This is a genomic window from Streptomyces sp. NPDC021100 (assembly GCF_044333095.1).
Lineage (GTDB): Bacteria > Actinomycetota > Actinomycetes > Streptomycetales > Streptomycetaceae > Streptomyces.
The window spans coordinates 263,766-286,668 of record NZ_JBIRQH010000004.1 but is presented as its reverse complement, the minus strand read 5'-3'; the positions used below and the strand labels follow the sequence as shown (position 1 = coordinate 286,668).

Below are 22,903 nucleotides of genomic sequence, written 5' to 3'. Positions count from 1 at the left end.
CCGCGCGCCTTGCGAAGATCACCACCATGAACGAGACGACGCGCTTCCGACGTGCCACCGACGACGACGCCGACCTCGCGGCCCTGGTCCGCCTGCGGGACGAGGCCGCCCGCTGGATGCTCGCCCGGGGCGTCGACGGGCAGTGGAGGCCGGGCGAGCTGGGAACGGACCACTTCCGACGGGCCGTCGAGTGCGGCGAGGCCTGGTTCGCGGAGGCCGGCGGGCGGGTGGTCGGCGCGTGGGAGCTGTGGTGGGAGGACGAGGACGCGTGGGGGCCGCAGGCGCCCGTGGCCGGATACGTCCACCGGCTGATGGTGGACCGGGAGGCCGCCGCCCCCGGGACGGGCCGGCAGTTGCTGCGGGCGGCCGAGCGGCGCGTGGCCGCGGCGGGCCGGAACGTCGTCCGGCTGGACTGCCTGGCCGGCAACGCGCGCCTCACCGCGTACTACCTGGACGCCGGCTACCGCGTCGTCGGGCACAAGGCCGGCAAGCCGCAACCGGGCGGCGCGCCCAAGTCGTTCACACTGCTGGAGAAGGAGCTGCGGGGCTGAGCACGGCCGTCGTCGTGCCCGGCCTGTGATCAGGCGGACGGCCACGCAGGAGGTCACGCCTCCGTCGCCACCCCCGCGTTGCGCAGGATCTCGCGGGCCGGCAGCGCCACGCTTTCCGCGGCGGTCAGACCGGTGGCCGCCGTGTGCGCCTCGACGATGCGCAGGCCGACGCCGTAGCCCGCGAAGTCCGGGAGCCCGACGGGCTCCTGGCCCACCAGGCGGGCGGTGGCGTCGCCGAGGACGTAGGCGAAGGCGTTGCCCATGCCGGCCACGTCGATGTCGGCGGTGATCCGCTCGTAGGCGCGGTCCAGGCGGTCGCCGGTCAGCGCCCGGGTCCAGGGGCACAGCCCCTGCTCACCGGCCAGCTCCCGGGCGAACGCCTCGGCGAGCCCTTCCGCGACGACGTGTTCGCCGACGGTCACGGCCGCCGGGTCCCAGGCCACGTTGGCGTAGCGCACGTTGTGGTGCAGCTCGTGGGCGGCGGCGTGGCCGATGTTCCGGAGGCTGGTCTCCGTGGGCCACATGACGAGCTGGATGGCGCCCGGGAAGCCGCCGAGGCCGAAGTAGCCGGAGCTGCGGACGGTGAGGTGCTCGTCGTCCGGGTTGCCGAGGACGATGACGACGTGGACGGTCTCGGCGTGCGCGACGCCGGGCACCGCGGCGTCGATCCGCTCCCACGCGGCGGCGAGCGAGTCCGCCACCCGCTCCCACACGCCCGCCTCCCGCATCCGGTGCAGGGCGGCGGGGAGCCGGGGATCGTCGCCGCCTTGGCCGCCGTCACCGCCGAGTGGGAAACCGCTGCCCATGCGGTGGGCCTGGACGGGGTCGAAGTGCCCCGTGACGGACATCGGGCCTTCGAGAGGCGCGTAGATGTCCCGCAGGGCGTCGGGGCGCTCCGCCGGCGGGCGGCGGAGGAGGTCGAGGGTGGCGGAGGCGGTGTCGTGCACGATGATCTGCATGGGACGGGACGGTAGAAGTTGACGTTGCGTCAAGGTCAAGCGCGGGGATGCGGACCGTGGGGCGCGACTGGGGTCCTCGCGGTGCCGTCCACCGTTCCCGGCCGCCATTCCCTGCACGGACATGTGCGCAGGTCAGAGCGGGAAGAACCATTCCGGCATCCCGTATCGGGCGGTGGGCATGGCGGACCGGCGGGACGCGGCGGCAGGGTGATCGCCATCAACCACCGCACAGCCGGACCAGGGGGATCCATGCCCGCGAGCACGCCCACGCCCATCAGCGCGTCCGCACGTACCAACACGCCCGAGCGCACATCCGCGCCCGCACGCCGCCGGCTCGCCGCCGCCCTCCTGGGCGGTGCCGCCCTCGTCGCCGCCGCCGGCGTCGCGGCCCCGCCGGCCGCCGCCGTGCGCGGCGGGGCGCCGGCCACGGTCGGCGAGGCGCCGTTCGCCGTACTGATCAAGAACCCGGACGCCGCCGAGGGGCCGGACAGCACCTGGTGCGGCGGCACGCTGGTCGCGCCGGACAAGGTCCTGACGGCCGCCCACTGCGCGTCCAACGCCCCCCGCCCCACCGCGCTGACCGTCGTCGGCGGCCGTACCGACCGCCTCTCGACGGCCGGGCAGGAGCGGCGCGTCACCCGCGTCACACTGGACCCTAAGTACACCCACGACCTCGTCCACGACGCGGCCGTGCTCACCTTGGACCGCCCGCTCCCCTACAAGCCCCTGCGCGTCGCGCGGGACAAGGACGCCGCGCTGTACGCGAACGGGCGCACCGCCACCGTCTACGGCTGGGGGCACACCAGCGGGGACACCCAGGGCCGGAAGCTGCGGAAGGCCACGCTGACCCTGTCCCCGCTCGCCGCCTGCGAGCCGTTCTCCGACACCACGGACACCACCCTCAAGGTCTGCGGCACCTCGGCGGAGGGCCGGTCGGACAGCATCTGCTCGGGCGACTCGGGCGGGCCGCTGGTGGCGGACGGCGTGCTCATCGGGATCGTCTCGACGGGCAACAAGTACTGCGACGCGACGTACCCGGTGTCCGTCTTCACCAAAGTGAGCACGGTCGCTCCGGAACTGGGGCTGTGACCGAAACCGCCGCGAAAACCCCCGCGGAGACCGCTGTGGGAACCCCCGCGGAGGCAAGCCGTCCGCCAAGGCGACCGGAAGGCCGGACTCCGCGATGACCGCGCGAAGGACGCCCGTCGGATACGCCTCGGGAATGATGCACCCGCGACCGCGGGGCGACGCGCGCCGCCGCCCCGCGGTCGCGGCATGACCCCAGGCCGAAGACGAAGTCTCTCCCGAACATGCCCCGTTGGGCCCGCCGCTGACCGTGGTCACCGTGCACTGCCACCGGCGCCGGACGTCCGGCCCGGCCCCCGTGCCGGCGTGACGCCCGCTCCCGGCGGGACGGCCGGAGGTGCTGCGTAGGATCGCCGGAAGGCCCGTCCCACCGCACAGGAAACCGCGGCAAGTCGGACGGATGGACGCACAGCCGACGAGACACGACGGGGGAACGAACGATGTGGACGCAGACGGCGACGGCCGCGGGGGTGCTGGCTCTGCTGACCGTGGTGCCGGGACCCGACATGGCCGTCGTCACCAAACGGGCCGTCGCCGCCGGCCGGGCGGAGGGCCTGCGCACCGCCGCCGGCATCACCGTCGGCCTCCTCGCCTGGGGCGTGTTCACGGTGGTGGGGCTGGCGGCGGTGCTCGCCGCGTCGGCGGGGGCGTACCTCGCCGTCAAGCTGCTCGGCGCCGGCTACCTGGCGTTCCTCGGCCTGCAGGCGCTCCGGCAGAGCCGGCGCGGGGCGCCCGCCCCCACGGCGGAGGCAGCCCCGAGGAACCCCCGGGGCGCGTTCGTCAGCGGCCTGGTATCGAACCTGCTCAACCCGAAGATCGCCGTCTTCTACACCGGCGTCCTGCCCACCCTGGCCCCGGACGGCCTCTCCGCGACGGCCGGCATGAGCCTGCTGGTCCTGCTGCACGCGGTGCTGACCCTGTCCTGGCTCGGCACGTACGTGTACGTCGTCTCACGCGCCCGGTCGGTCTTCGAACGGCCCCGGGTGCGGCGCGCGTTGGACCGTGTGACGGGTGTCGTCCTGCTCGGCTTCGGCCTCCGCATCGCGGCCGAGACCGGCTGACCGGGGCGGGGACGGATGAGCTCGGCACTGGGCACGATCGAACGGATCTGGCGCTACCCGGTGAAGTCCACCGGCGGCGAAACGCTGGAACGGGTGGACATCGAGGCGCGGGGGCTCGTGGGCGACCGGCTGTACGCGGTCCGGGACGCCGAGGGCCGGTTCGGCTCGGGGAAGAACACCCGCCGCTTCCGCCGGATGCCGGGCCTGCTGCGGCTGCGTTCGCGCTACCCGGACGGGTCGGACGTGCCGCGGCTCCTCGACCCGGACGGCGTCCCCGTCCCGGACGCCACCGCCTACCTCCGCGACTACCTGGGCCGCGACGACGTCGAGGTGGCCCGCGAGGGGGCGGTCTCGCACTTCGACCAGCTGCCCGTCAGCGTACTGACCACCGCCACCCTCGACTGGGTGCGGGCGGCGGTCCCGGGCGTGCCCGTCGACGAGCGCCGCTTCCGGCCCGACCTCCTGGTCCGGACGCCGCCGGGCACCCGGCCGTTCGTCGAGGACGAGTGGTTCGGCCGCACGGCGTCCGTCGGCGGCACCGCGCGCCTGCGCTTCGAGCGCTCCAGCGAGCGGTGCGCCATGACCAACGAGGCCCAGCGGGACCTGCCGCACTCCCCGCTGGTCCTGCGCGCGATCGCCCGCGGGCACGACATGCGCCTGGACGCGCTGGCGACGGCGGTACGGGCGGGGACGGTACGGGTCGGGGACGCTCTGGTCGCGGACTGACGGCCGGGGCCGGTGCCCTTCCCGCCCGGCTCGCGGGGGCACTTCCCGCGAGCCGGGCGCCCCCCTCCTCCTGTGTCCCCCTTCACTCCACCCCGGTCTATACGCCTCCGTATAGCTGCGGCTAGTCTGCCGTCTATACGGCACCGTATAGACCGAGGGGGCCACCCATGCGTCTTCCGAACACCGCCCACACCACACGCCCCTGGCGGATCCACGAGATCGCCGGCGACTTCCGCCTCGACGACGTCTGGGCCCTGCCGACGCCCGGCGGCCCCGACGGCCTCGACCGCCTCGTCCGCCAACTCACCGGGCCCCGGCTGCCGTACGCCGACTCGCCCGTCGCCCGGACGCTCTTCGCGGTCCGGTGGAAGCTCGGGGCGCTGCTCGGCTGGGACCGCCCCGAGGCCGGGGCGGGCGCTCGGGTACCGACGCTGCTCGACCGGCTGCCCGCCGACCTCCGCGAGGGCCCGAGGGGGCCCGAAGTGGCCGGCGGCCCGTTCCGTTCCCTCTACCAGACCCGGGACGAGTGGGCCTCCGAGATCGCCAACCGGACCGTGCACGCGGTGCGGCACATCGGCTGGGTGCCGGACGGCAAGGGAGGCTACCGCGGCCAGATGGCCGTCCTCGTGAAGCCGAACGGCCTGCCCGGCAGGGCCTACATGGCGGCGATCAAGCCGTTCCGGTACCTCGGCGTCTACCCGGCGGTGCTCCGGGGCATCGGCCGCGCGTGGCAGAGCGAACCGACCCGCGCGGCGCGCGCCGACGCGGGCTGACGGCGGGCCGGCGGGGCGCGCGAAGGGAGGCGGCAGGCGACGGGCGCGGTGGGCCGGTACGGGGGTACGGCCCACTCCCGCCCTCGCCCCCTGCCTCCCGCTCCGCCGCGCACGCACACCGCCCGGCACCCATCACCCCTACCCGGTCGCACTTTTGGCCACTAGGTCCGCATTGCGGATAATAGGCCGGACGTGGGGGTGCATTCCGTTCGGTGTCGCGCGACGCCGTGCGCCGCCCGGACCGGCACCGCCCGGCGCGAAAGCGCCGGTGACGAAAGCAGCACCGTGACGACGACCTCGCCCCAACCCGTCCTGCCCCGCACCGTCCCGTCCGGCGCCTCCGGCGCGCCCGGCGGCCGTGCCCGCTGGGCGCGCGTGGCCGGCTGGGCGATGCCCGTCGTCGCGTTCATCATCGGCGTGTGGGGGAACACTCGGCCCTCCGCGTGGACCGACGAGATCGTCACCATCGACGTGGCGCGGCGGTCCTGGCCGGAACTGATCGACCTGCTGGGGCGGGTCGACGCCGTACACGGCCTGCACTACATCCTGATGTACCTGGTAGGGCAGGCGAACGGCAGCCTCAACGAGTTCACGGCGCGGGTGCCCTCCGCGCTGGCGGTGGCCGTGGCGGTGGCCGGTCTCGTGTGGCTGGGGCGGCTGCTGGGCGGTCCGCGGCTCGGGCCGGGCGCGGGACTGCTGCTCGCCGTCCTGCCGACCGCGTCGCGGTACGCGCAGGAGGCCCGTTCGTTCGCCTTCGTCATGGCGGTGGCTGTCCTGGCCACGGGCGCCCTGGTGAAAGCGCTGGCCGGACGGGACGGACCGGCCGGACGACCCCGGAAGCGGTGGCTCGCCGGTTACGCCGTACTGGTCGCCCTGCTGGGCTGGTTCAACGTGCTGGGGCTGCTGCTGGTGCCCGCCCACGCGGTCACCGTGCTCCTCCGGCGCCCCGGCCGCCCCGCCGTCGTACGCCTGCTCGCGGCCCAGGCCGCGGGCGTCGCCGCCGTCGTCCCGCTGCTGGTCCTCGGCTCCGCGCAGAGCTCCGCCGTGGGCGAGGCCGCGCCGGTCACGGCCGGGACCCCGGTCAACTACTTCACCTGGCTCCTCACCCCCGGCCAGGACACCCTGCCCACCGCGCTGCGGCTCCTGCTCACCCTCACCGCCCTCGCCGCGCTGGCCGTCCTCGTGGCGCGCCGGCGCGCGGCCCCGCCGTCGGCCCTCGCCGTCGGCGTGCCCTGGCTGGCCGTCCCCCCGCTGCTCCTGATGGCCGTCTCCCTCGGCCACCCCCTCTTCGCCTACCGCTACCTGCTGTTCTGCCTGCCGGCCCTGGCCCTGCTGCTCGCGGCGGCCGTCGCCGTCGTCCCCCCGCGCCGGCGGCTGGTGCTGCCCCTCCTGGCGGCCGTGCCCCTCGCCGCGTCCCACGTCGCCATCCGCCAGGAGGACAGCCGCCAGTGGGACACCCGCGCCGTGATCAGGACCCTGCGCATCCACGACGCCCCCGGCGACGCCGTCCTCTTCAGCGGCGCCCGGTGCGGCCTGATCGCCACCGCGTTCAAAGAGGCGTTCACGAACCGCCCGGACCTGGGCCGGGCACGGACCGCCGCCGGGCTCGGCGCCCTGGACAACCTGCCCGCCGACCCGGCCCTGCTCCGCGACCGCCTGGACCGGACGTCCCGCGTCTGGCACGTCACCTGCACCCACCTCTCGTCCGGCGCCCGCGAGGCCGCCGCCCGTACCACCGAGGCCCAGGAACGGGTCCTCAGCCGCGCCGGCTTCTCCCCCGCCTTCCACCACAGCGCCCGCGGGGTGGACATCACCCTCGAACAGCGGGCCGGCGCGGGACCGTCGGTCCGGGCCGCCGGGGCGCGGCGCGATCCGGCGCCGGTCCCGGTGCCCGTGCCTGTGCAGGCGCCCGCACGGGCCCCCGGCGGGGGCGACGGCTGAAGGGCCAACCCCATAGGTCTGGCCGCGCGTTTACAGTGCGGGTGGCGTTGAAGGGTGGCTCTGCCAAATGATCACGTCATGACGAGTCCTGCCGCCTTCCGGGACCAGGCCAACTGGTCCGACGGCTTCTACGAGCTGGCCATAGAGGTCGGGTCGAGCGATAACGCCCGGATCCAAGCCGTCCTGAGTGCTCTGTGGTCTGCCGCAGACGTTCACGGGTGCTTCGGGCGGAAAGACCGTGAACCCGAGGAGCAGGATCCCGTGCCGTGCACCGTGGAATCACTGGCCGAATTCGGCAATCTGTACGGTCAGGTCCGGCTGCCGACGGGCCGGCCGGCTGTGTGCGGTTGTGTGGCGATCCGGGGCGGGGATGAAAACAGTGACTGGCTGGACTTCTACGTCCCCGTCGGTGCCCTGGACAAGGCAGGTATCGCCTACTGGGACGGTCGGCCGTTCTTCAGGTCCGCCGCGATGGACGAATGGCTGGCTGCCATCGGGGCCGAAACCTTCACGAGCGTCTCCTTCAGCCTGGGGGTCATCGGTTACGAGGTCTCCGGTTGCACCGACGCGTCGACACTGGCGGGAGTGCTGCCGCAGACGCGTGACATCGGATACCTGCTTCCACAAGGCGACGTCCTGCACTATGGCGCCGCGAACACCTGAGCCCTGTCGCTCCGGGTGGGCATGAGCCTGCGGCGGCGAAGCCCGCAGCCCACCGCGCCGACCGATTGAGACGACCCCCAAGAGGGCGATATGTAAGGCGATGTCGCTTCTGTCATCACCGGAACGTGTGGCGCCATCGGCATCCACGCCGTTCGGAGTGTCCGGCCGCGCTGGGGGGTTCCCGTGAGTGACCGCCGGCCTTACAGGAGCGACCTATCCGACGAGCGGTGGGCCCTGATCGAGCCCGTCGTCACCTCCTGGAAGGCCCAGCACCCCTCCGTCAGCGGCCACCAGGGCGATGCGCGGCGCATGACCGGCGGCGAGCCGACCTTGGGGGCAGTACTGGCACGGCTGGAGGAGCGGGAACAGGAGGTCGTCGCCGAGGCCGAGGCCGCGCGGGAACGCATCGCGGAACCGGCCGCGCAGCCGGAGCGGTGAGCCCGCGATCAGCTCACCCACCCCTACCGTGAAACGGACATCGCGTGACGTGCCGCATCGGACGCAGCCTGGCGTCGGTACGTTGATGCGTCCGCGACAGGCTCGCCGAGCAGGAGCGCGGCCACCGCCTCCGGGTCCTCACGCATGGCGTTGTGGACGGTCGGGAGGTCGTGGACCTGCCACTCGGGATCGGCCTGGAGCCGGGTACGGAGGCCGGCGAACGGCGTCCTGTCCTCCCACCCCGAGCAGTAGACGAACTCCCGATGGGGCACTCGGGCGAACGCGCCGGTGAGCCGGATTTCCTGCAGCAAAGAGGCGAGGGGGTGCGGCCGCCGGCGGGGATCGCCGCCAGTCGACGGCTGGACGGCGTAACCGGTGCCCGCCGCACCGGCGACGAACGCCTCCCGGTAGCCGTCGCTCGTCGACGACCAGCACGACTCACCGTCCCGCGGCACGTAGGCATCGAGATGCACGAGTCGGGCGACCCGGCCGCCGGCGCGGTCGGCGGCGGCCGCGATCACCATCCCGCCGTAGCTGTGGCCGACGAGCGTCGCTTCGGTGATGTGGGCGCGATCGAGCAGCCGCAACACGTCGCCGGCGTGCGTGTCGAGGTTGGTGGTCGCGACCGTCGCGTCGTCGTCCTCCGGCCGCAGGCCGGTCAGGGTCAGGGCGTGAACGGTATGTCCGGCGTGTTCCAGCAGCGGAACCACCGCCTCGAACGCCCAGGCGCCGTGCCAGGCACCCGGCACGAGGATGAACGTAGCCATGCGTTTCTCCTACTCCCTCAGGCCGCGGCATCGAGGCACGCTGCTCCGATGCACCGCGGTTCGGTCGGGAGCGCCGCGCGACCGGCGACCGCTCCACACGAGGAAGTCTCACCGGGCCGTGGTGCGGCCCGTTACCGCTAGGCTGCCAACCGATGCCCGTTCACCGCCAAACTCCTCCGACCGCCGGTGTGACCTCGCACGTGTGGCCGTCCGGCGGGCGCCACCTCTGGCCGTCCGGCGAGGCAAGCAAGACGCAGTCGCACCCGCGCGGACACCTGGTCTACGCGGCCGGCGGCGTCCTGGCGGTGCACACCGAGCGCGGCACGTCGATCGTTCCGGCCAACCGAGTCGCCTGGACCCCCGCCGGGTTCACGCACCACCACCGGGCCCACGGCGACACCGACATGCGCATCGTCTTTCTCCCGCCGTCCCTCGCCCGGCTCGTACCGGACCACCCCGCCGTGTTCCTGGCCTCCGGCCTCGCCCGCGAGGTCCTGCTCGCTCTGACCGGCCCCCGCAACCACGGCGACGCACCCGGCTACAGCCGCAGTGCGCGCGCTCGCCTGCTGCGGGTCCTCGTCGACGACCTCCGCGAAGCAGACGAACAGCCGCTGCACCTGCCGGAGCCGCAGGACGATCGACTGCGGGCCCTTGCCCGCCTCCTGCACGAGAACCCGGCAGACAACGCCACCCTGGCCGAACTCGGGGCGACGATCGGGGCCAGCACCCGCACCCTCAGCCGACTGTTCCGCAGCGAACTCGGCATGACCTTCTACGAGTGGCGCACACAACTGCGCATCCACCACGCGCTCGTGCTACTCGCCGACGGCCACGACACCATCCGCACCGCCTACGCCTGCGGCTGGGCCAACCCGAGCAGTTTCATCGCCGCATTCACCGACATCGTCGGAACGACTCCGGGCCGCCACCGCGCCCTCCGCGGGAACACCGGCAGCGGGGGACGCTGAGTCGGGGGCCGACCCGGAGCGCCGGCCATGGCGCCGGGGCGCAGGGAAATCCGCTGGTTTACGACCGACGTACCGTCGGCGAGTGCCGGACCGCAAGCGCGGTGTGACCCGTGGACGTCCTCGGCCCGGTCATCGCCGTGGACGTCCTCGCCGCGACCGTTCACGACCACACCGCGGGCATCACCCTGCCGAGCGGGGTTGCCGAGAAGGCCGGCGGCAGCACCGTCGGCAGAGCTTTGGCCGACCAGGGCTTCAAGACCCAGGTCGTCACACGCGGAGAAAACCCAGGTCGTCACAGACTGAGCCGGCCCTGGTATCGATGTGAGGTCACGATCCGGCGGGCGTGCCGGTCCTCCGGGCCCATGTCCTGAACTGCCTGCCGGGCCTCTTGCACCCGACTCGTCTCGCACAACAGGCGAAGAAGGACGTACAGAGCGTCGCGGTCACCGTCTTCGGCGCGCATACGCAGCGCCGCCTCCATACCCCGCTCGCCGAGTGCCCGGTTGAGTCTCCGACGTGCGTGGACATCCGTGAGAGCGCGTTCCGTGAGTTCGGGGACCCGTTCCGCTCGGGCAAGCAGATCCATGTGCCACAGATGGTTGCCGTGCTTGTCGGGATCGCTGGAACAGCACGCGGCGCGAGCGCTCACCAGCGCGATCGCCGCGTCCCAGTCCCGTCCCCGTTCCGCCGCCCGGGCCTGCTCGAACCAGTTCGCGGGACGAGTATGGCGTGTTGACCGCACCGGCCGGCAGCGTAGGAGCGACCGCTGAAGCGCACCCTTCAGAACCGCGGCGGCCCCGCGAGCGGTCCACCGCGGGCGTGACCGTGTGGTCGGGGTCCTCGGCGAGGGTCGTGGACCGTCCCACCGAGCGGCGAGGCGCGGCGCCAGGTGAGTCTCTTGTAGGGATCCCACAGGGGAACGTCGTCGGAATGTTTTGATCACGGTATCCACGAATCCCCACTTCCCTTGACAGGGTGGGCACATAGGCGGCCGACGCCCGCACCGCTTCCGGGATGCGGGCGCTTGTCCGCTTGTTCTCGTACCACAAAGCTTGCACTACAGAGGGGGTCAACCAGTGAGCGCTGGGAACACCGACGCCGTACTGGTCACCGGGCTGGGAGCCACGACACCGCTGGGCGGCGACACCGCGTCCACCTGGGCGGCGATGCTGGCCGGGGAGTCGGGCATCGGGTCGATCGAGGAGGAGTGGGCGGCCGCCCTCCCCGTCCGGATAGCGGGCCGGCTGAAGGTGGAGCCCACCGAGGTGCTGGACCGGGTGAAGGCCCGCCGGATGGACCGCTGCGAGCAGATCGCCCTGATCGCCGCCCGTGAGGCGTGGGCCGACGCGGGCCGGCCCGAGGTCGACCCCGAGCGGCTCGCCGTCGTCATCGGTACGGGCACGGGAGGCGCCCTGACCCTGCTGGGCCAGGACGACATCCTGGAGACCTCCGGCGTCCGGCGGGTCTCCCCGCACACCGTGCCCATGCTGATGGCCAACGGTCCCGCCGCCTGGGTCAGCATCGAACTGGGCGCCCGGGGCGGCGCCCACACCCCCGTCAGCGCCTGCGCTTCAGGGGCCGAGGCCATCGCCCAGGGTCTGGACCTGATCCGGCTGGGCCGCGCCGACGTGGTCGTGGCGGGTGGCACCGAGGCGTGCGTCTGTGCCCTGCCGATGGCCGGGTTCGCCCAGGCCAAGGCGCACTCGACGCGCAACGACGAGCCCGGGCGGGCGTCCCGGCCGTTCGACGTCGACCGCGACGGCTTCGTCATCGGCGAGGGGGCCGCCGTGGTCGTCCTGGAGCGCGCCGGCTTCGCGGCGGCCCGGGCGGCCCGCGCCCACGCGGCGCTGGCCGGGGCCGCCGTCACCTCCGACGCGCACCACATCACCGCCGCCCACCAGGACGGACAGGTACGGGCCATGCGCCGGGCCCTCGCCGACGCCGGGCTGTCCCCGCGCGACATCGCCCTCGTCCACGCCCACGCGACGTCCACCCAGCTCGGCGACCTCACCGAGGCCCGCTCGGTCACCGAGGCCCTCGGTACCCACCCGGCCGTGACGGCCACCAAATCCATGACCGGGCACCTCTTCGGCGCGGCGGGCGCGCTCGGCGCGATCGCCACCATCCTCGCCCTCCGCGACGGCACCGTCCCGCCCACCCGGAACCTCGAGGTCCAGGACCCGGACATCCCCCTCGACGTCGTCGCCGACAAGCCGCGCCACGGCGCCCTGACGGCGGGCCTGGCGAACGCGTTCGGCTTCGGCGGGCACAACGCGTCACTGGTGTTCACACCGGCACCGTGAGGCGCGCGGCCGGCCTCGGCCGACCCGCTTTCCGGCAGGGAGGCGGGGGGGCTTCGCGCCACGTTTGAGGCACCGGGCGCCCACCCCCGCGCTCAACGCCGCCCGACGCCGCCCGACGAACGCGGTCCGTCGCCGGTGGCGTGGACGTCCGGCACGGCGTCCGTACGCGCCCGGGCAGCCGTTCCGCACCGCCCGGCGTCCGCGCCCCCGCTCAGCCGCCGGCCGTTTCCGCTCGCACCTCCTCGCCCGTCGTGTCCCGCAGGCCGCCGTCGAGCCGGAGCCAGCGGGTGACGCCGATGGACTCCAGGAAGCGGAGGTCGTGGGAGGCCACGATCAGCGCGCCCTCGTACGACTCCAGGGCCGTCGTCAGCTGCCGGACGCTCGCCATGTCGAGGTTGTTCGTCGGCTCGTCGAGGAGGAGGAGCTGCGGGGCCGGCTCCGCGAGCATGAGGGCCGCCAGGGCGGCGCGGAAGCGTTCGCCGCCGGAGAGGGTGGCGGTACGCTGCGCGGCCCGGGCGCCCCGGAACAGGAAGCGGGCCAGGCGGGCCCGGATCTCGTTGGGGGTCGCCTCGGGGGCGAACCGCGCCACGTTCTCGACGACGGTCAGCCCGTCGTCGAGAACGTCGAGCCGCTGGGGCAGGAACCGCAGCGGGACGTGGGCGGTCGCCTCGCCGGAGACGGCGTCGAGCTCGCCGGCGATCGTCCGCAGGAGCGTCGTCTTGCCGGAGCCGTTGCGGCCGACGAGCGCGATCCGCTCGGGCCCGCGGAGCTCCAACTCGCCATCCACGCCCGCCCCGTGGGGCAGCCGCAGTTCGCGCAGCGTCAGCACCGAGCGGCCCGGCGGTACGGCCGTGTGCGGGAGGTCGACGCGGATCTCGTCGTCGTCGCGCACGGCCTCCGCCGCCTTGTCGAGGCGTTCCCGCGCCTCGGCGACCCGCTCCTCGTGCAGGATGCGGTGTTTGCCGGCGGAGACCTCGGCCTGGCGCTTGCGCGCCCCCATGACGATCTTCGGTTCGCGTTTGCTGTCCCACATCTTCTGGCCGTACCGCTTGCGGCGGGCCAGGACGACGTGGGCGTCCGCCAGTTCGCGCCGCTGCTTGCGCAGGTCGGACTCGGCCGCCCGGACCATGCGCTCGGCGGCCTCCTGTTCGGCGGCCACCGCCTCCTCGTACGCGGAGTAGCCGCCGCCGTACCAGGCGACCCCGCCCGCGCGGAGATCGGCGATCCGGTCGACGCGTTCGAGGAGTTCGCGGTCGTGGCTGACGACGATCAGGACGCCGGACCACGCCTCGACGGCCGCGTGGAGGCGGCGGCGCGCGTACAGGTCGAGGTTGTTGGTGGGTTCGTCGAGGAGGAGGACGTCCGGCCGGCGCAGCAGCAGCCCGGCCAGGCGCAGCAGGACCGACTCGCCGCCCGACAGCTCGCCGGTGGTGCGGTCGAGGCCGATGTGGCCCAGCCCGAGGCCGGCGAGCGTCGCCGTGGCGCGCTCCTCGACGTCCCAGTCGTCGCCGACCGCGGCGAAGTGCTCCTCGCGGGCGTCGCCCGCCTCGATGGCGTGCAGGGCGGCACGGGTGCCGGCGATGCCGAGGACGTCCTCGACACGGAGCGCGGTGTCCAGCGTGACGTTCTGCGGGAGATAGCCGACCTCGCCGGCCACCCGGACGCTGCCGCCGGCCGGCCGGATCTCCCCGGCGATCATCTTCAACAGGGTCGACTTCCCCGATCCGTTGACGCCGATGAGGCCGGTCCGGCCGGGCCCGAAGGAGACGTCGAGCCCGTCGAAGACGGTGGTGCCGTCAGGCCACTCGTGGGCGAGGGCCGAGCAGGCGACGGAGACGGACGAAGAAGAGGAGGAATAGGGGGAGGAATGTGACATACGGGCCTCGCAAGGTCGTGTGAGGTGGACACGTGGGCGGCAGCGCACGAGAACACCGCGGGGCGACCTTGCGAAGCGGGGGAACCACGAAAGCACGACGAGGATCCCCGCACCGGCGGGAGGACGGCTGAAGCGTCGAGGTCGCACACGGAGCGCGGGCAGCGGACGCGGGAACGGCGTGGCTGCGCGGCGCGCGGTGTCTCAGGACCTCAGACGAGCAACGTCCTTCTCCGATCGACGGCAACAGGGGCGAGATACACGGTAGGGAGCGCGGCGGGGACCCGTCAACGCGGTTTTTCACCGCCGCGTACCGTCGAGGACCCACACCCCCCTCTCCTCCCCGTCGGCGGCTCACCCGCCGGCCACCGTCCGGGCGGGGTTCTCCTCCAGCCGTCCCGGCGCCCGTAGAGCAGCGGACCGCTCGTCGGCGCCGAGGCCGCCGGTGGCCGCGTCCTCCGGTTCGGTCCGGACGCGTCCGGCCTCGTGCCACAGCGCGCGGCCGGCCGCAAGGGGTACACCGGCTACCCCGCCCTGCCCGCCTGAACGGCTCCCCCGATACCGTCCCGGTCCCGGCAGAACCGGCGGTCGCGCCCGGACAGCCGCTCGCGGGGGCCCGCCGCGCGGAGGACGACGTCCAGGGCCCGTTCCGGGTCGGCCGCGTAACAGTTGCTGAACCAGGCCATGTTGGCCTCCACCACCGCCCACTCCGCGTCCGGCGCCCGCTCGGTGCGCAGCAGCCCGACGTCGACGACGACCGCGCTGGGCAGCGAGTCGCCGCAGGCGTCCAGGAGGCGGCGGGCGAAGGAGAGGACGGCGGCGCGGTGCCGGTGCCCGTCGAGCGGGGCGGAGTCCGGCCGCCCGTGCACGGCGTATCGACTGCCGGTGCGCACCTCGCCGTCCAGGACGAACAGCCGGAACTCGACGGCCCACTCCACCACTTCGGCGATCTGCACCGGCGTCCCGTCCGGCAGGTCCGCCGCGGCCGGGAGCCCGCCGCCGTCGGCGTGGACGGCGGCCCGGAAGCTCTTGTCGGACGGCGGTTTCACGAAGGCGGGCCGGTCCAGCCGGCGGGCGGCGCCCAGGGTGGTCAGGACCGTGTTCCGACGGCGGAAGGCGAACGGCAGCCGGGGCAGCCAGTCGTCGGCCGGTTCCAGGAGGGCCACCCCGAGGCCGGCGCCGAACCGGGCGGCGTAGTGGGGGCCGCCGTAGTAGTGGCCGCCGGGGCCCGTGCCGTCGCCCGTCGGCCGGGCGGGCAGCGTCACGACGTCCATGCCCCGGCGTCGGGCGGCGCGCGCCAGCAGCTCGCGGGTCGACGTGTACTGCGGGGCGAGGCAGAGGGGTCCGTCGGCGCCTGACGGCATGTCAGAGCTCCCCGGCGTCGTTCACCAGGAGCGCGATCTGCACCCGGTTGTTCAGGTCGAGCTTGGTGAGGATGCGGGAGACGTGCGTCTTGACCGTGGGGACGCTCAGGTAGAGGTGCGCGGCGATCTCCGCGTTGGACTGCCCGCGGCCGACCGCGACGGCCACCTCCCGCTCGCGCTCGCCGAGCAGCGCGAGCCGCCGCCGGGCCGGGGCCGCCCGGTCGCCGGGCCCGGTGCCGTCCGCCACCTGGGCGATGAGCTGCCGGACGACGGCCGGGGAGAGCACCGGCTCCCCCGCGGCCACCTTCCGTACGGCCTCCACGATCTGCGGCGGCGGGGTGTGCTTGAGGACGAAGCCGGCGGCACCGGCCCGCAGGGCGCGCAGGACGTGGTCGTCGGTGTGGAACGTGGTCAATATGACGACCTCGGGCGGGCGCGGGCGGCGGCGCAGCGCCTCGGTGGCCGCGAGCCCGTCGACCGTCGGCATCCGGATGTCCATCAGGACGACGTCCGGGGCGTGCGCGTCGACCAGCGGCTCCACCTCGGCGCCGTCCGCCGCCTCCCCGACGATCTCCAGGCCGGAGTCGCCGCCCAGCATCAGCCGCAGCCCCGACCGGACCAGCGGGTCGTCGTCGACCAGGAGGACGCGGACGGTCGCGGGCTCGGTCACCGGGGTTCCTCGGGCTTCTCGGGCTCCCTCGGGGGTGGAGGGCGGCTGCGGGTGGGGTCGGCTCGCTCACCTTATCGGCCGGCCGGGCCCGGCGCCGGGGGAGAACCGGGCCGCGGAGAGGGCCCCGGGCCGGGCCGCCGGCCCCCGCGGTCCCGGGCGGACTCATGGCACCCGTGCGCCGGCGCCCCCACCACCCCCGACCGCCTCGCGCGGCGGGGACGACGGGGTGCGCCGGCCGTCCCAGGGCAGCCACGCGCGCAGCCGGAACTCCCCGTCCGAGCGGCCGTGTTCCAGCCGGCCGTCCGCCAGCCGGGCACGTTCGGCGAGGCCGGTGAGACCCTGCCCGGCGCCCGGGAGGCCGCCGCCCGGGACACCGCCGCGCGAGGCACCGCCGCCCGGGAGGCCGGCGCCGAGGGTGCCGCCGCCTCGCAGGACGCCACCCGGCAGGACGCCACCCGGAAGGGCGGCGGCCGGCACCGGCGCGGGCACCGCGTTGCGCACCTCCACCACCAGCCCGGTGCCGGGGCCGCCCTCGACGGTCACGGTGACGTCCGCGCCGGGCGCGTGCTTACGGGCGTTGGTGAGCCCCTCCTGGACGATCCGGTACGCGGTACGCCCGGTGACGTCGGCCGGCGGCCCGCCGGCGGACGTACCGGCGGCGGCCCGCGCCCCGGCCTCGACCCGCACCTCGGCCTCGACACGCATCCCCGCCTCCCGCGACTCGTCGACGAGCCGCGGGATGTCGTCGAGGGTCGGCTGCGGCCGGTCCGGGGCGTCCCCGGCGGGCAGCCGCAGGACGCCGATGATCTCGCGCAGGTCCTCCAGGGCCTGGTACGCCGCGTCCCGGATGATCCCGGACGCCCGCCGGACGTCCTCGGCGGGCGCGTCCGGCCGGAACTCCAGCGCACCCGCGTGCACGCTGAGCAGCGAGAGGCGGTGCGCGAGCACGTCGTGCATCTCGCGCGCGATCTCCTCGCGCACCTGCCGCCGCGCCTCCTCCGCCGCCCGGTCGGCGCGCTCCCGCAGCCCGGCGACGAGCCGGCCGCGGGAACGGACGTAGAGGCCCCAGCCGAAGGCGCCCGCGACCAGGGCGAAGTAGGTGAACGCGGAGGCGGTGCCGGGCTCGTCGAACGCCGGCCGGCCGAGCAGGAAGACGGGCAGCGGCAGGGCCGTGAACGCGGCCACCCATCCGGTGACGCGCGGCGGCCGGTGGGCCGCGACGGTGAACAGGGCGACCATGATCGGCCCGGCGGCGAAGTGCGAGAAGGACCCGGTCACCACGAGCGCCACCGCGACCTGGACCGGCCACCGCCGCCGCAGGAACAGCGCCGCGCACGCGAGCCCGCCCGCCAACTGGTCGGCGAACAGGACCGCTTCGGACAGCCGGCGGCCGTCCAGCGCGTCCTCGGCGGTGGCCACCGAGAAGGCGGCGGCGAGCAGGAAGCACCCGAGGTCGGCGAGCCGGTCGCGGGTGGCGGGACGGAGGCGGGTCATGACCGGACGGTACGCGCTCGGGGCGGCGGGCGTACGGCCCGCCGGCCGGCCCGGTACCTTCGCCCGACACCTTCGGCGCGTCCCGATACCTTTGGACGACACCGGACCCTCCAGAGGCCTCCTTCGGCCGGCGCACCGCCTCCCGACGGCCGACGCCGCGCCCGCACGCCACCTCCTACCTTCGCCGCATGAAGAGTGCGCTGGGTTTTCTGAGTTTCGTCCTGACGGCCGGCGGAATCACCGGTCTGCTGCACGAATGGCTGGGCTGGTTCCGGCTCTTCGGCTTCCTCCGGTATCTCGCCCCCGACGGTTACGCGGTCTACGCGAACACCGTCTTCGTGGTGCTGGGCATCGCCCTGGGCCTCCTCGGCGGTTCCCTGGGCCGGCGCGGCACCCCCTCCTGACCGGCAGGGCACCCCTTCTGACGGGCGGGGACGCGTACCCGGCCGGCGCCGAAAAGCCCTGGCGCTCCGCCCCTCCCCCGTGCAGGATCACGGCCATGCAGATCCGAGAGGCCACCGGGCACGACTGGCCCGCCATCTGGCCGTTCCTCCGCGAGATCACCGCCGCCGGCGAGACGTTCGTCTACCCGCTCGACCTCGACGAGGAGGCGGCCCGCGCCCTGTGGCTGCTCCCGGCCCCGAACCGCACGGTCGTCGCCGTCGACGACGCCGGTACGGTCCTGGGCACCGCCAACATGACGGTCAACCGGCCGGGCAACGGCGCCCACATCGCCAGTGCCAGTTACATGGTGGACCCGGCGCACGCCGGCCGGGGCGTGGGCCGGGCCCTGTGCGCGCACACCCTGGAGTGGGCGCGGGCGGCGGGCTTCCGGGGGATGCAGTTCAACGCGGTCGTGGAGTGCAACGAGCCGGCCGTGCGGCTGTACCGGTCACTGGGCTTCGAGGTGGTGGGCACCGTGCCGGGCGCGTTCCGGCATCCGCGGGAGGGCTACGTCGGGCTGCACGTGATGTACCGGGAGCTGTGAGCGGGCGGCCCGGCGACGGCCGTCCCCGCGCGCCCCGCGCCCGTCACCCGCGCGCCGCGCACAACTCCTTCTCCGCCTTCTCCGCCTTCTTCGCCATCTCCCCTTCCCTCGCCTCCTCCGTCACCGCAGGCCCACCGCTCCCCCGGCGCCGCAGGTCGGGGACGAGGGTGAGCAGGCCCAGGACGGCCAGACCGGCGCCGAGCCACACCGGCCCGCGCAGGCCGTAGCCGGAGACGGTCAGCCCGCCGACCGAGGACCCGATGATGATGCCGAGGGTGATGAAGGAGGAGTGGATGGTGTTGACCAGGGGACGGGCGTTGGCGGTGCGGTGAACGCGGGTGATCATCGCCGGGTTCATGGTCACGCCGACCAGTCCGATGCCCATCATGCAGATCACCGCGGGTACGGCGAGGTGGGCGAGCAGGGCGAGGCCGGTGAGGAAGAGGGCGTTCAGCGTCAGGCCGGTGAGCAGCACCGGGAGGGTGTGGCGGTCGGCGAGCCGGGCGACGACGGAGTTGCCGAGCACGGTGGCGGCGCCGTAGGCGATCAGCAGCAGCGGCACGGTGCCGGTGCCGAAGCCCGTGACCTCGGTGAGCAGCGGGTTGAAGTAGCTGAACGCGGCGAAGGTGGCCCCGATGATCAGGGTGCTGGTGGACAGGACCAGCCACAGCCGGGGGTTGCGGAAGGTCTCCAGCTCCTGCCGGAAGCTCTCGCCGCCCTGGGGCCGGCCCGGGCGGGGGACGCCGACGGCGGTGCACACCGCGGCGAGGGCGGTGAGCAGGCTGATCGCCCAGAACGCGGCCCGCCAGCCGAGGTGTTCGCCGACGAGGGTGGCGAGCGGCAGGCCCAGCAGCGTCCCGAGCATCAGCCCGTTCATGGCCGTGCCGAGCGCCCGGCCGCGCGCCTCGGGGCTCGCGAGCTGGGCCGCGAGGGAGAGGCCTATGCCGAAGAACGCCTGGGAGGCGACGCCGGTGACGATCCGGGCGATCAGCATCACCGGGTAGTCGGTGGCGGTGGCGGCCAGCACGTTCCCGGCCAGGAAGACGGCGAACAGCACGTACAGGGCGCTCTTCTGGCACATCCTCATCAGCGCGACGGTGAGGAAGGGGCCGCCGAGGGCCATGGCGGCGGCATAGGCCGTGATCAGGTACCCGACCTCGGGCACGGTGGCGTCCAGCCCCTCCGCGAGCTGCGGCATCAGCCCGGCGACCACGAACTCGCTGGTGACCATGGCGAAGATGCCCAGCGCGAGCACGTAGACGGGCCGGGGGACGGTGGTGGCTCGGCTCATACGGCAACACCTTTCCTAACCGATCGTTCCAATAAAAGGGCGAAGGAAAACCCCCTGGAGCACAGGGGGGTTCGGGACGCCGGGGCAGGCTCAGCGGAGCACGCTCAGCGCCCCGTCGACCGCGTCCTCCAGCCGCCGGCGCCCGCCGGCGGTCTTGCCGACGACGCGCAGGCCCTGGAGGAAGGTGACGAAGAACCGGGCGAGGGCGCGCGGATCGGCGCCCTCCGTCAGCTCACCCTGGTTGCGGGCCCGGACGAGGGCGCCGGCGACGGCCGTCTCCAGTTCGTCCAGGGCCGAGGCGACCCGCCGCTCGGCCTGCTCGTCGCCGGGCAGCACCTCGACGGCGGCGTTGGTGACCAGGCAGCCCTTGCGGTCCGGGTCGTCCATGGTCTCGGCGGCGTAGCGCAGCAGCAGTTCACGGACGGCGGGCAGGGCGGGACCCGGCCGGCCGAGCAGCTCCAGGGTGGCCTCGCCCTTGAGTTCGCAGTACCGGTCGAGGGCACGCAGGTAGAGGGCGTGCTTGCTGCCGAAGGCCGCGTAGAGGCTCCCCCGGTTGATGCCGAGGTGGTCCACCAGGTCCTGCATCGAGGTGGCCTCGTACCCCTTGCGCCAGAACAGGTCCAGCGCGGACCGCAGCGCGGCGTCGGGGTCGAACTCCTTGTTCCTGCCCATGGACGGGACGCTATACGAATCTAACCGAACGTTCAAGAATTGACGGGAGCGGGTCGCGGCTCCCCGAACCACCGGCGGAGTGCGGGGTCCAGCCCCTCTCGGTCGCCCTCCGCGTCAGCCGCCCAGGCGACGACGCCGTCCGGCCGGACGAGCAGGCCGGCGAGCCCCGGCCGGTCCGGGCACGCGACGGTGACCGTCTCGACCCGGCCCCCGTATCCGTCGGCGCGGGCCCGGAGTTCCGGGTCGTCGCGGAGGTCGACGAGCAGGGCGCGGCCGTGGTGCAGGTGGTCGCCCAGCCTGCTGCCGTCGGCGAAGGCCAGGTCGGGGGCGCTGCGGCCGGTCAGCGGGTGGTCGCCGGGGAGGTCGTACCGCTGCCACACGCCGGAGATCTTCTTGACGAGGTGGGTGGTGCCGTCGACGGTCCCGGCCAAGTCGCGGACGACCGCCCGCAGCGCGCGGGCGTGCGGATCGGGCCGCATCATGGCCACTTGGGCCCGCGTCCACTCCAGCACCCAGGCGCCGATCGGGTGCCGTTCGGCGGAGTAGGTGTCGAGCAGGCCGTCGGGCGCCCACCCCCGGACGGTGGCGGCGAGCTTCCAGCCGAGGTTCACGGCGTCGCCGATGCCGAGGTTGAGGCCCTGGCCGCCGAACGGCGAGTGGACGTGGGCGGCGTCGCCGGCGAGCAGGACGCGGCCCTTGCGGTAGGTGGACGCCTGACGGGTGTTGTCGGTGAACCGGGTGGCGGTGTGCACGGCGGTGACGGTCACGTCGACGCCGGTGACCCGGCGCAGGCTGTCCTCGATCTCCCGGGCGGTGACCGGGGATTCGCGGTCGGCGGGCGGCCCGTCGAACTCGACGGTGAGGACGCGGCCGGGCATCGGCCCGTGGACGTAGTGCCCGGTGGGGGTGGTCTGCCAGCCGGAGCCGAGCGCTTCCGCACCGGTCATCTCGACGAGCGCCTGCCGGCCGGTGATCTCGGGGTCGGTGCCGGGGAAGGGGAAGCCGGCGAGCTTGCGGACGGTGCTCCGGCCGCCGTCGCAGCCGACGAGCCAGCCGGCACGGACCGGGCCCGCGTCCGTATGGACGGTCACGCCGGTGTCGTCGGCGACGAAGCCGGTGAGGGTCACGCCGCGGCGGATGCCGACTCCGAGCCCGGCAGCCCGCTCGGCGAGCAGCCGCTCCAGGGGCTCCTGGGGGACGAGGCCGACGTCCGCCGCCGGTCCGGCGTTCCCGAAGTCGGGGTCGGACGCGTCGAAGAGGTCGGCCCGGAGCGGTATCGCCGCGAAGTGCCCGGCGAACCGGGGCGGCGGCGTGGGGGTGGACGCCCCGGCGGCCCGGCGGCCGGCGAGGAAGGAACTGAAACGGCCCATCGCCTCCCGCTGGATCTCGGCGAGGGCCGGCAGCATGCCCCGGCGGTAGAAGGCCTCCGCGCTGGGGGTGTTGATGGCGCCGGCCTTGATGGTCCGGTCCACCTCGGTGAGGCGTTCGAAGACCAGGACGCGGGTGCCGGCCAGGGCGAGTTCGCAGGCGAGGGTGAGGCCGACGGGGCCCCCGCCGGCCACGATGACGTCGTGCTCCGAGGAATCCATGAGCTGCGTGGGGTTCATGGTGTCACTGTAGTCACTAAAACTTTGTGTTCGGTATAGCCTCCTGCTCATGAGTGGACGGAAGGCACCGGATCCGGCGGAGCTGCCGCTCCGGGAACGCAAGAAACTGCGGACGCGGCAGCGGATCTCGGACGTGGCCACGCGGCTGTTCTTCGAGCGCGGCTTCGAGGAGGTGACGGTGGCGGAGGTGGCCGAGGCGGCCGAGGTTTCCGCCATGACCGTCTTCAACCACTTCCCGCGCAAGGAGGACCTGTTCCTCGACCGGATCCCCGAGGGCGTCGACCTCGCCGTCGCGGCCGTCCGGGACCGCGCCCCCGGAGAGACCCCGGTCGCCGCGCTCCGCGGTCTCGCGCTGCGGCTCGTCGACGAGGGACACCCCCTGTCGGCCGTCGGGCATCCGCCGTTCTGGCGGATCGTGTACGGGTCGCCTGCGCTGCAGGCTCGCTTGCGCGAGGGGGTCGACGAACTGGAGGCCGCTCTGACGGCGGCGATCGCGGCCCGCCCCGGGCCCGGCGATCCTCAGCCCCGAATGACCGCGGCTCTTGTGGTCGCCGCGTATCGGGGGGCTTGTGCGACGTCGTTGCGGCGGATGTTCGCGGGGGACGCGCCGGAGGAAGTTCTGTCCGCGCATCGGGCCTTGTTGGTGCGGGTGTTCGGGGAGTTGGAGCGGGTGTTGCCGCTCGGGGGGTAGGTGCCCCGGTCCCGCCC

The 22,903-nt window shown here is 74.1% G+C and carries 22 protein-coding genes and 1 pseudogene; 14 read left to right on the top strand and 9 right to left on the bottom strand.

Annotation, left to right across the window (positions count from 1 at the left end):
• The first annotated feature begins 26 nt into the window (after window positions 1–26).
• On the top strand, window positions 27–551 hold the full coding sequence (locus ACH4PU_RS10715; RefSeq protein ID WP_398269189.1) for a GNAT family N-acetyltransferase: 525 nt from the start codon (window positions 27–29) through the stop codon (window positions 549–551).
• Between the two features lie 53 nt (window positions 552–604).
• Here ACH4PU_RS10715 and ACH4PU_RS10710 read toward each other — a convergent pair whose 3' ends face one another.
• Complete coding sequence (locus ACH4PU_RS10710; protein ID WP_398269186.1) at window positions 605–1,510, bottom strand: DUF2268 domain-containing protein; 906 nt, start codon at window positions 1,508–1,510, stop codon at window positions 605–607.
• A 249-nt stretch (window positions 1,511–1,759) separates the two neighbouring features.
• Between ACH4PU_RS10710 and ACH4PU_RS10705 the strand changes: the two genes are divergently transcribed.
• The 7 genes and pseudogenes from ACH4PU_RS10705 to ACH4PU_RS10675 form a co-directional block, all read left to right on the top strand.
• Window positions 1,760–2,599, top strand: coding sequence for a S1 family peptidase (locus ACH4PU_RS10705; RefSeq protein ID WP_398269183.1), 840 nt, complete (start codon window positions 1,760–1,762; stop codon window positions 2,597–2,599).
• 437 nt (window positions 2,600–3,036) lie between these two features.
• On the top strand, window positions 3,037–3,657 hold the full coding sequence (locus ACH4PU_RS10700; protein WP_398269181.1) for a LysE family translocator: 621 nt from the start codon (window positions 3,037–3,039) through the stop codon (window positions 3,655–3,657).
• Between the two features lie 15 nt (window positions 3,658–3,672).
• On the top strand, window positions 3,673–4,383 hold the full coding sequence (locus ACH4PU_RS10695; protein WP_398269178.1) for an MOSC domain-containing protein: 711 nt from the start codon (window positions 3,673–3,675) through the stop codon (window positions 4,381–4,383).
• A gap of 167 nt (window positions 4,384–4,550) precedes the next feature.
• On the top strand, window positions 4,551–5,156 hold the full coding sequence (locus tag ACH4PU_RS10690; protein WP_398269175.1) for a DUF2867 domain-containing protein: 606 nt from the start codon (window positions 4,551–4,553) through the stop codon (window positions 5,154–5,156).
• Window positions 5,157–5,441: 285 nt separating this feature from the next.
• Window positions 5,442–7,097 (top strand): hypothetical protein, encoded by a 1,656-nt coding sequence (locus tag ACH4PU_RS10685; RefSeq protein WP_398269172.1) that lies wholly within the window; start codon window positions 5,442–5,444, stop codon window positions 7,095–7,097.
• A gap of 78 nt (window positions 7,098–7,175) precedes the next feature.
• Window positions 7,176–7,760 carry a hypothetical protein gene (locus ACH4PU_RS10680; protein ID WP_398269169.1) on the top strand — a complete coding sequence of 195 codons (585 nt, stop codon included), beginning with the start codon at window positions 7,176–7,178 and terminating at the stop codon, window positions 7,758–7,760.
• A 183-nt stretch (window positions 7,761–7,943) separates the two neighbouring features.
• Window positions 7,944–8,057, top strand: a pseudogene (locus tag ACH4PU_RS10675) (IS5/IS1182 family transposase); the annotation flags it as partial.
• Between the two features lie 164 nt (window positions 8,058–8,221).
• Here ACH4PU_RS10675 and ACH4PU_RS10670 read toward each other — a convergent pair.
• The gene (locus tag ACH4PU_RS10670) at window positions 8,222–8,965 is read right to left on the bottom strand and encodes an alpha/beta fold hydrolase (RefSeq protein ID WP_398269166.1); all 744 of its coding nucleotides are present in this window, start codon (window positions 8,963–8,965) and stop codon (window positions 8,222–8,224) included.
• Window positions 8,966–9,153: 188 nt separating this feature from the next.
• Here ACH4PU_RS10670 and ACH4PU_RS10665 point away from each other — a divergent pair, with 188 nt between their 5' ends.
• From ACH4PU_RS10665 to ACH4PU_RS10655, 3 genes are all read left to right on the top strand, one after another.
• Complete coding sequence (locus tag ACH4PU_RS10665) at window positions 9,154–9,933, top strand: AraC family transcriptional regulator (protein WP_398269163.1); 780 nt, start codon at window positions 9,154–9,156, stop codon at window positions 9,931–9,933.
• Between the two features lie 110 nt (window positions 9,934–10,043).
• Window positions 10,044–10,304 carry a hypothetical protein gene (locus ACH4PU_RS10660; protein WP_398269161.1) on the top strand — a complete coding sequence of 87 codons (261 nt, stop codon included), beginning with the start codon at window positions 10,044–10,046 and terminating at the stop codon, window positions 10,302–10,304.
• Window positions 10,305–11,009: 705 nt separating this feature from the next.
• Window positions 11,010–12,236, top strand: a complete 1,227-nt coding sequence (locus ACH4PU_RS10655) for a beta-ketoacyl-[acyl-carrier-protein] synthase family protein (protein WP_398269158.1) — start codon at window positions 11,010–11,012, stop codon at window positions 12,234–12,236.
• Window positions 12,237–12,447: 211 nt separating this feature from the next.
• Here ACH4PU_RS10655 and ACH4PU_RS10650 read toward each other — a convergent pair whose 3' ends face one another.
• The 4 genes from ACH4PU_RS10650 to ACH4PU_RS10635 all read right to left on the bottom strand — a co-directional run bounded on the left by ACH4PU_RS10650 (window position 12,448) and on the right by ACH4PU_RS10635 (window position 17,637).
• A complete protein-coding gene (locus ACH4PU_RS10650) occupies window positions 12,448–14,112 on the bottom strand; it encodes an ABC-F family ATP-binding cassette domain-containing protein (RefSeq protein ID WP_398269155.1) in 1,665 nt (554 codons plus the stop codon).
• 521 nt (window positions 14,113–14,633) lie between these two features.
• Window positions 14,634–15,473: an ATP-grasp domain-containing protein gene (locus ACH4PU_RS10645; RefSeq protein WP_398269152.1), complete on the bottom strand. Its 840-nt coding sequence runs from the start codon at window positions 15,471–15,473 to the stop codon at window positions 14,634–14,636.
• 1 nt (window position 15,474) lies between these two features.
• Window positions 15,475–16,143 carry a response regulator gene (locus ACH4PU_RS10640; RefSeq protein ID WP_398269149.1) on the bottom strand — a complete coding sequence of 223 codons (669 nt, stop codon included), beginning with the start codon at window positions 16,141–16,143 and terminating at the stop codon, window positions 15,475–15,477.
• A 162-nt stretch (window positions 16,144–16,305) separates the two neighbouring features.
• Window positions 16,306–17,637 (bottom strand): sensor histidine kinase, encoded by a 1,332-nt coding sequence (locus ACH4PU_RS10635; RefSeq protein ID WP_398269146.1) that lies wholly within the window; start codon window positions 17,635–17,637, stop codon window positions 16,306–16,308.
• Window positions 17,638–17,825: 188 nt separating this feature from the next.
• On the opposite strand from ACH4PU_RS10635, the gene ACH4PU_RS10630 reads away from it, so the two are divergent.
• Both ACH4PU_RS10630 and ACH4PU_RS10625 read left to right on the top strand, forming a co-directional pair.
• Window positions 17,826–18,041, top strand: coding sequence for a hypothetical protein (locus tag ACH4PU_RS10630; RefSeq protein ID WP_398269143.1), 216 nt, complete (start codon window positions 17,826–17,828; stop codon window positions 18,039–18,041).
• Window positions 18,042–18,136: 95 nt separating this feature from the next.
• A complete protein-coding gene (locus ACH4PU_RS10625) occupies window positions 18,137–18,625 on the top strand; it encodes a GNAT family N-acetyltransferase (protein ID WP_398269140.1) in 489 nt (162 codons plus the stop codon).
• Between the two features lie 43 nt (window positions 18,626–18,668).
• Here ACH4PU_RS10625 and ACH4PU_RS10620 read toward each other — a convergent pair whose 3' ends face one another.
• From ACH4PU_RS10620 to ACH4PU_RS10610, 3 genes are all read right to left on the bottom strand, one after another.
• Entirely contained in the window at window positions 18,669–19,916 is a 1,248-nt protein-coding gene (locus ACH4PU_RS10620) for an MFS transporter (RefSeq protein WP_398269137.1), read from the bottom strand.
• A 90-nt stretch (window positions 19,917–20,006) separates the two neighbouring features.
• Window positions 20,007–20,588 carry a TetR/AcrR family transcriptional regulator gene (locus tag ACH4PU_RS10615; RefSeq protein ID WP_398269134.1) on the bottom strand — a complete coding sequence of 194 codons (582 nt, stop codon included), beginning with the start codon at window positions 20,586–20,588 and terminating at the stop codon, window positions 20,007–20,009.
• A 32-nt stretch (window positions 20,589–20,620) separates the two neighbouring features.
• Window positions 20,621–22,195: an FAD-dependent monooxygenase gene (locus tag ACH4PU_RS10610; protein ID WP_398269131.1), complete on the bottom strand. Its 1,575-nt coding sequence runs from the start codon at window positions 22,193–22,195 to the stop codon at window positions 20,621–20,623.
• Between the two features lie 49 nt (window positions 22,196–22,244).
• Here ACH4PU_RS10610 and ACH4PU_RS10605 point away from each other — a divergent pair, with 49 nt between their 5' ends.
• The gene (locus tag ACH4PU_RS10605; protein WP_398269128.1) at window positions 22,245–22,886 is read left to right on the top strand and encodes a TetR/AcrR family transcriptional regulator; all 642 of its coding nucleotides are present in this window, start codon (window positions 22,245–22,247) and stop codon (window positions 22,884–22,886) included.
• Window positions 22,887–22,903 lie beyond the last annotated feature (17 nt).

Bases quoted from the DNA above. Each gene is read 5' to 3' on its own strand.
- ACH4PU_RS10705 (WP_398269183.1), top strand. From the start codon at position 1,760: ATGCCCGCGAGCACGCCCACGCCCATCAGCGCGTCCGCACGTACCAAC.
- ACH4PU_RS10635 (WP_398269146.1), bottom strand. From the start codon at position 17,637: ATGACCCGCCTCCGTCCCGCCACCCGCGACCGGCTCGCCGACCTCGGG.
- ACH4PU_RS10710 (WP_398269186.1), bottom strand. From the start codon at position 1,510: ATGCAGATCATCGTGCACGACACCGCCTCCGCCACCCTCGACCTCCTC.
- ACH4PU_RS10700 (WP_398269181.1), top strand. From the start codon at position 3,037: ATGTGGACGCAGACGGCGACGGCCGCGGGGGTGCTGGCTCTGCTGACC.
- ACH4PU_RS10670 (WP_398269166.1), bottom strand. From the start codon at position 8,965: ATGGCTACGTTCATCCTCGTGCCGGGTGCCTGGCACGGCGCCTGGGCG.
- ACH4PU_RS10690 (WP_398269175.1), top strand. From the start codon at position 4,551: ATGCGTCTTCCGAACACCGCCCACACCACACGCCCCTGGCGGATCCAC.
- ACH4PU_RS10630 (WP_398269143.1), top strand. From the start codon at position 17,826: ATGAAGAGTGCGCTGGGTTTTCTGAGTTTCGTCCTGACGGCCGGCGGA.
- ACH4PU_RS10680 (WP_398269169.1), top strand. From the start codon at position 7,176: ATGACGAGTCCTGCCGCCTTCCGGGACCAGGCCAACTGGTCCGACGGC.
- ACH4PU_RS10625 (WP_398269140.1), top strand. From the start codon at position 18,137: ATGCAGATCCGAGAGGCCACCGGGCACGACTGGCCCGCCATCTGGCCG.
- ACH4PU_RS10610 (WP_398269131.1), bottom strand. From the start codon at position 22,195: ATGAACCCCACGCAGCTCATGGATTCCTCGGAGCACGACGTCATCGTG.
- ACH4PU_RS10645 (WP_398269152.1), bottom strand. From the start codon at position 15,473: ATGCCGTCAGGCGCCGACGGACCCCTCTGCCTCGCCCCGCAGTACACG.
- ACH4PU_RS10650 (WP_398269155.1), bottom strand. From the start codon at position 14,112: ATGTCACATTCCTCCCCCTATTCCTCCTCTTCTTCGTCCGTCTCCGTC.
- ACH4PU_RS10615 (WP_398269134.1), bottom strand. From the start codon at position 20,588: ATGGGCAGGAACAAGGAGTTCGACCCCGACGCCGCGCTGCGGTCCGCG.
- ACH4PU_RS10620 (WP_398269137.1), bottom strand. From the start codon at position 19,916: ATGAGCCGAGCCACCACCGTCCCCCGGCCCGTCTACGTGCTCGCGCTG.
- ACH4PU_RS10695 (WP_398269178.1), top strand. From the start codon at position 3,673: ATGAGCTCGGCACTGGGCACGATCGAACGGATCTGGCGCTACCCGGTG.
- ACH4PU_RS10605 (WP_398269128.1), top strand. From the start codon at position 22,245: ATGAGTGGACGGAAGGCACCGGATCCGGCGGAGCTGCCGCTCCGGGAA.
- ACH4PU_RS10715 (WP_398269189.1), top strand. From the start codon at position 27: ATGAACGAGACGACGCGCTTCCGACGTGCCACCGACGACGACGCCGAC.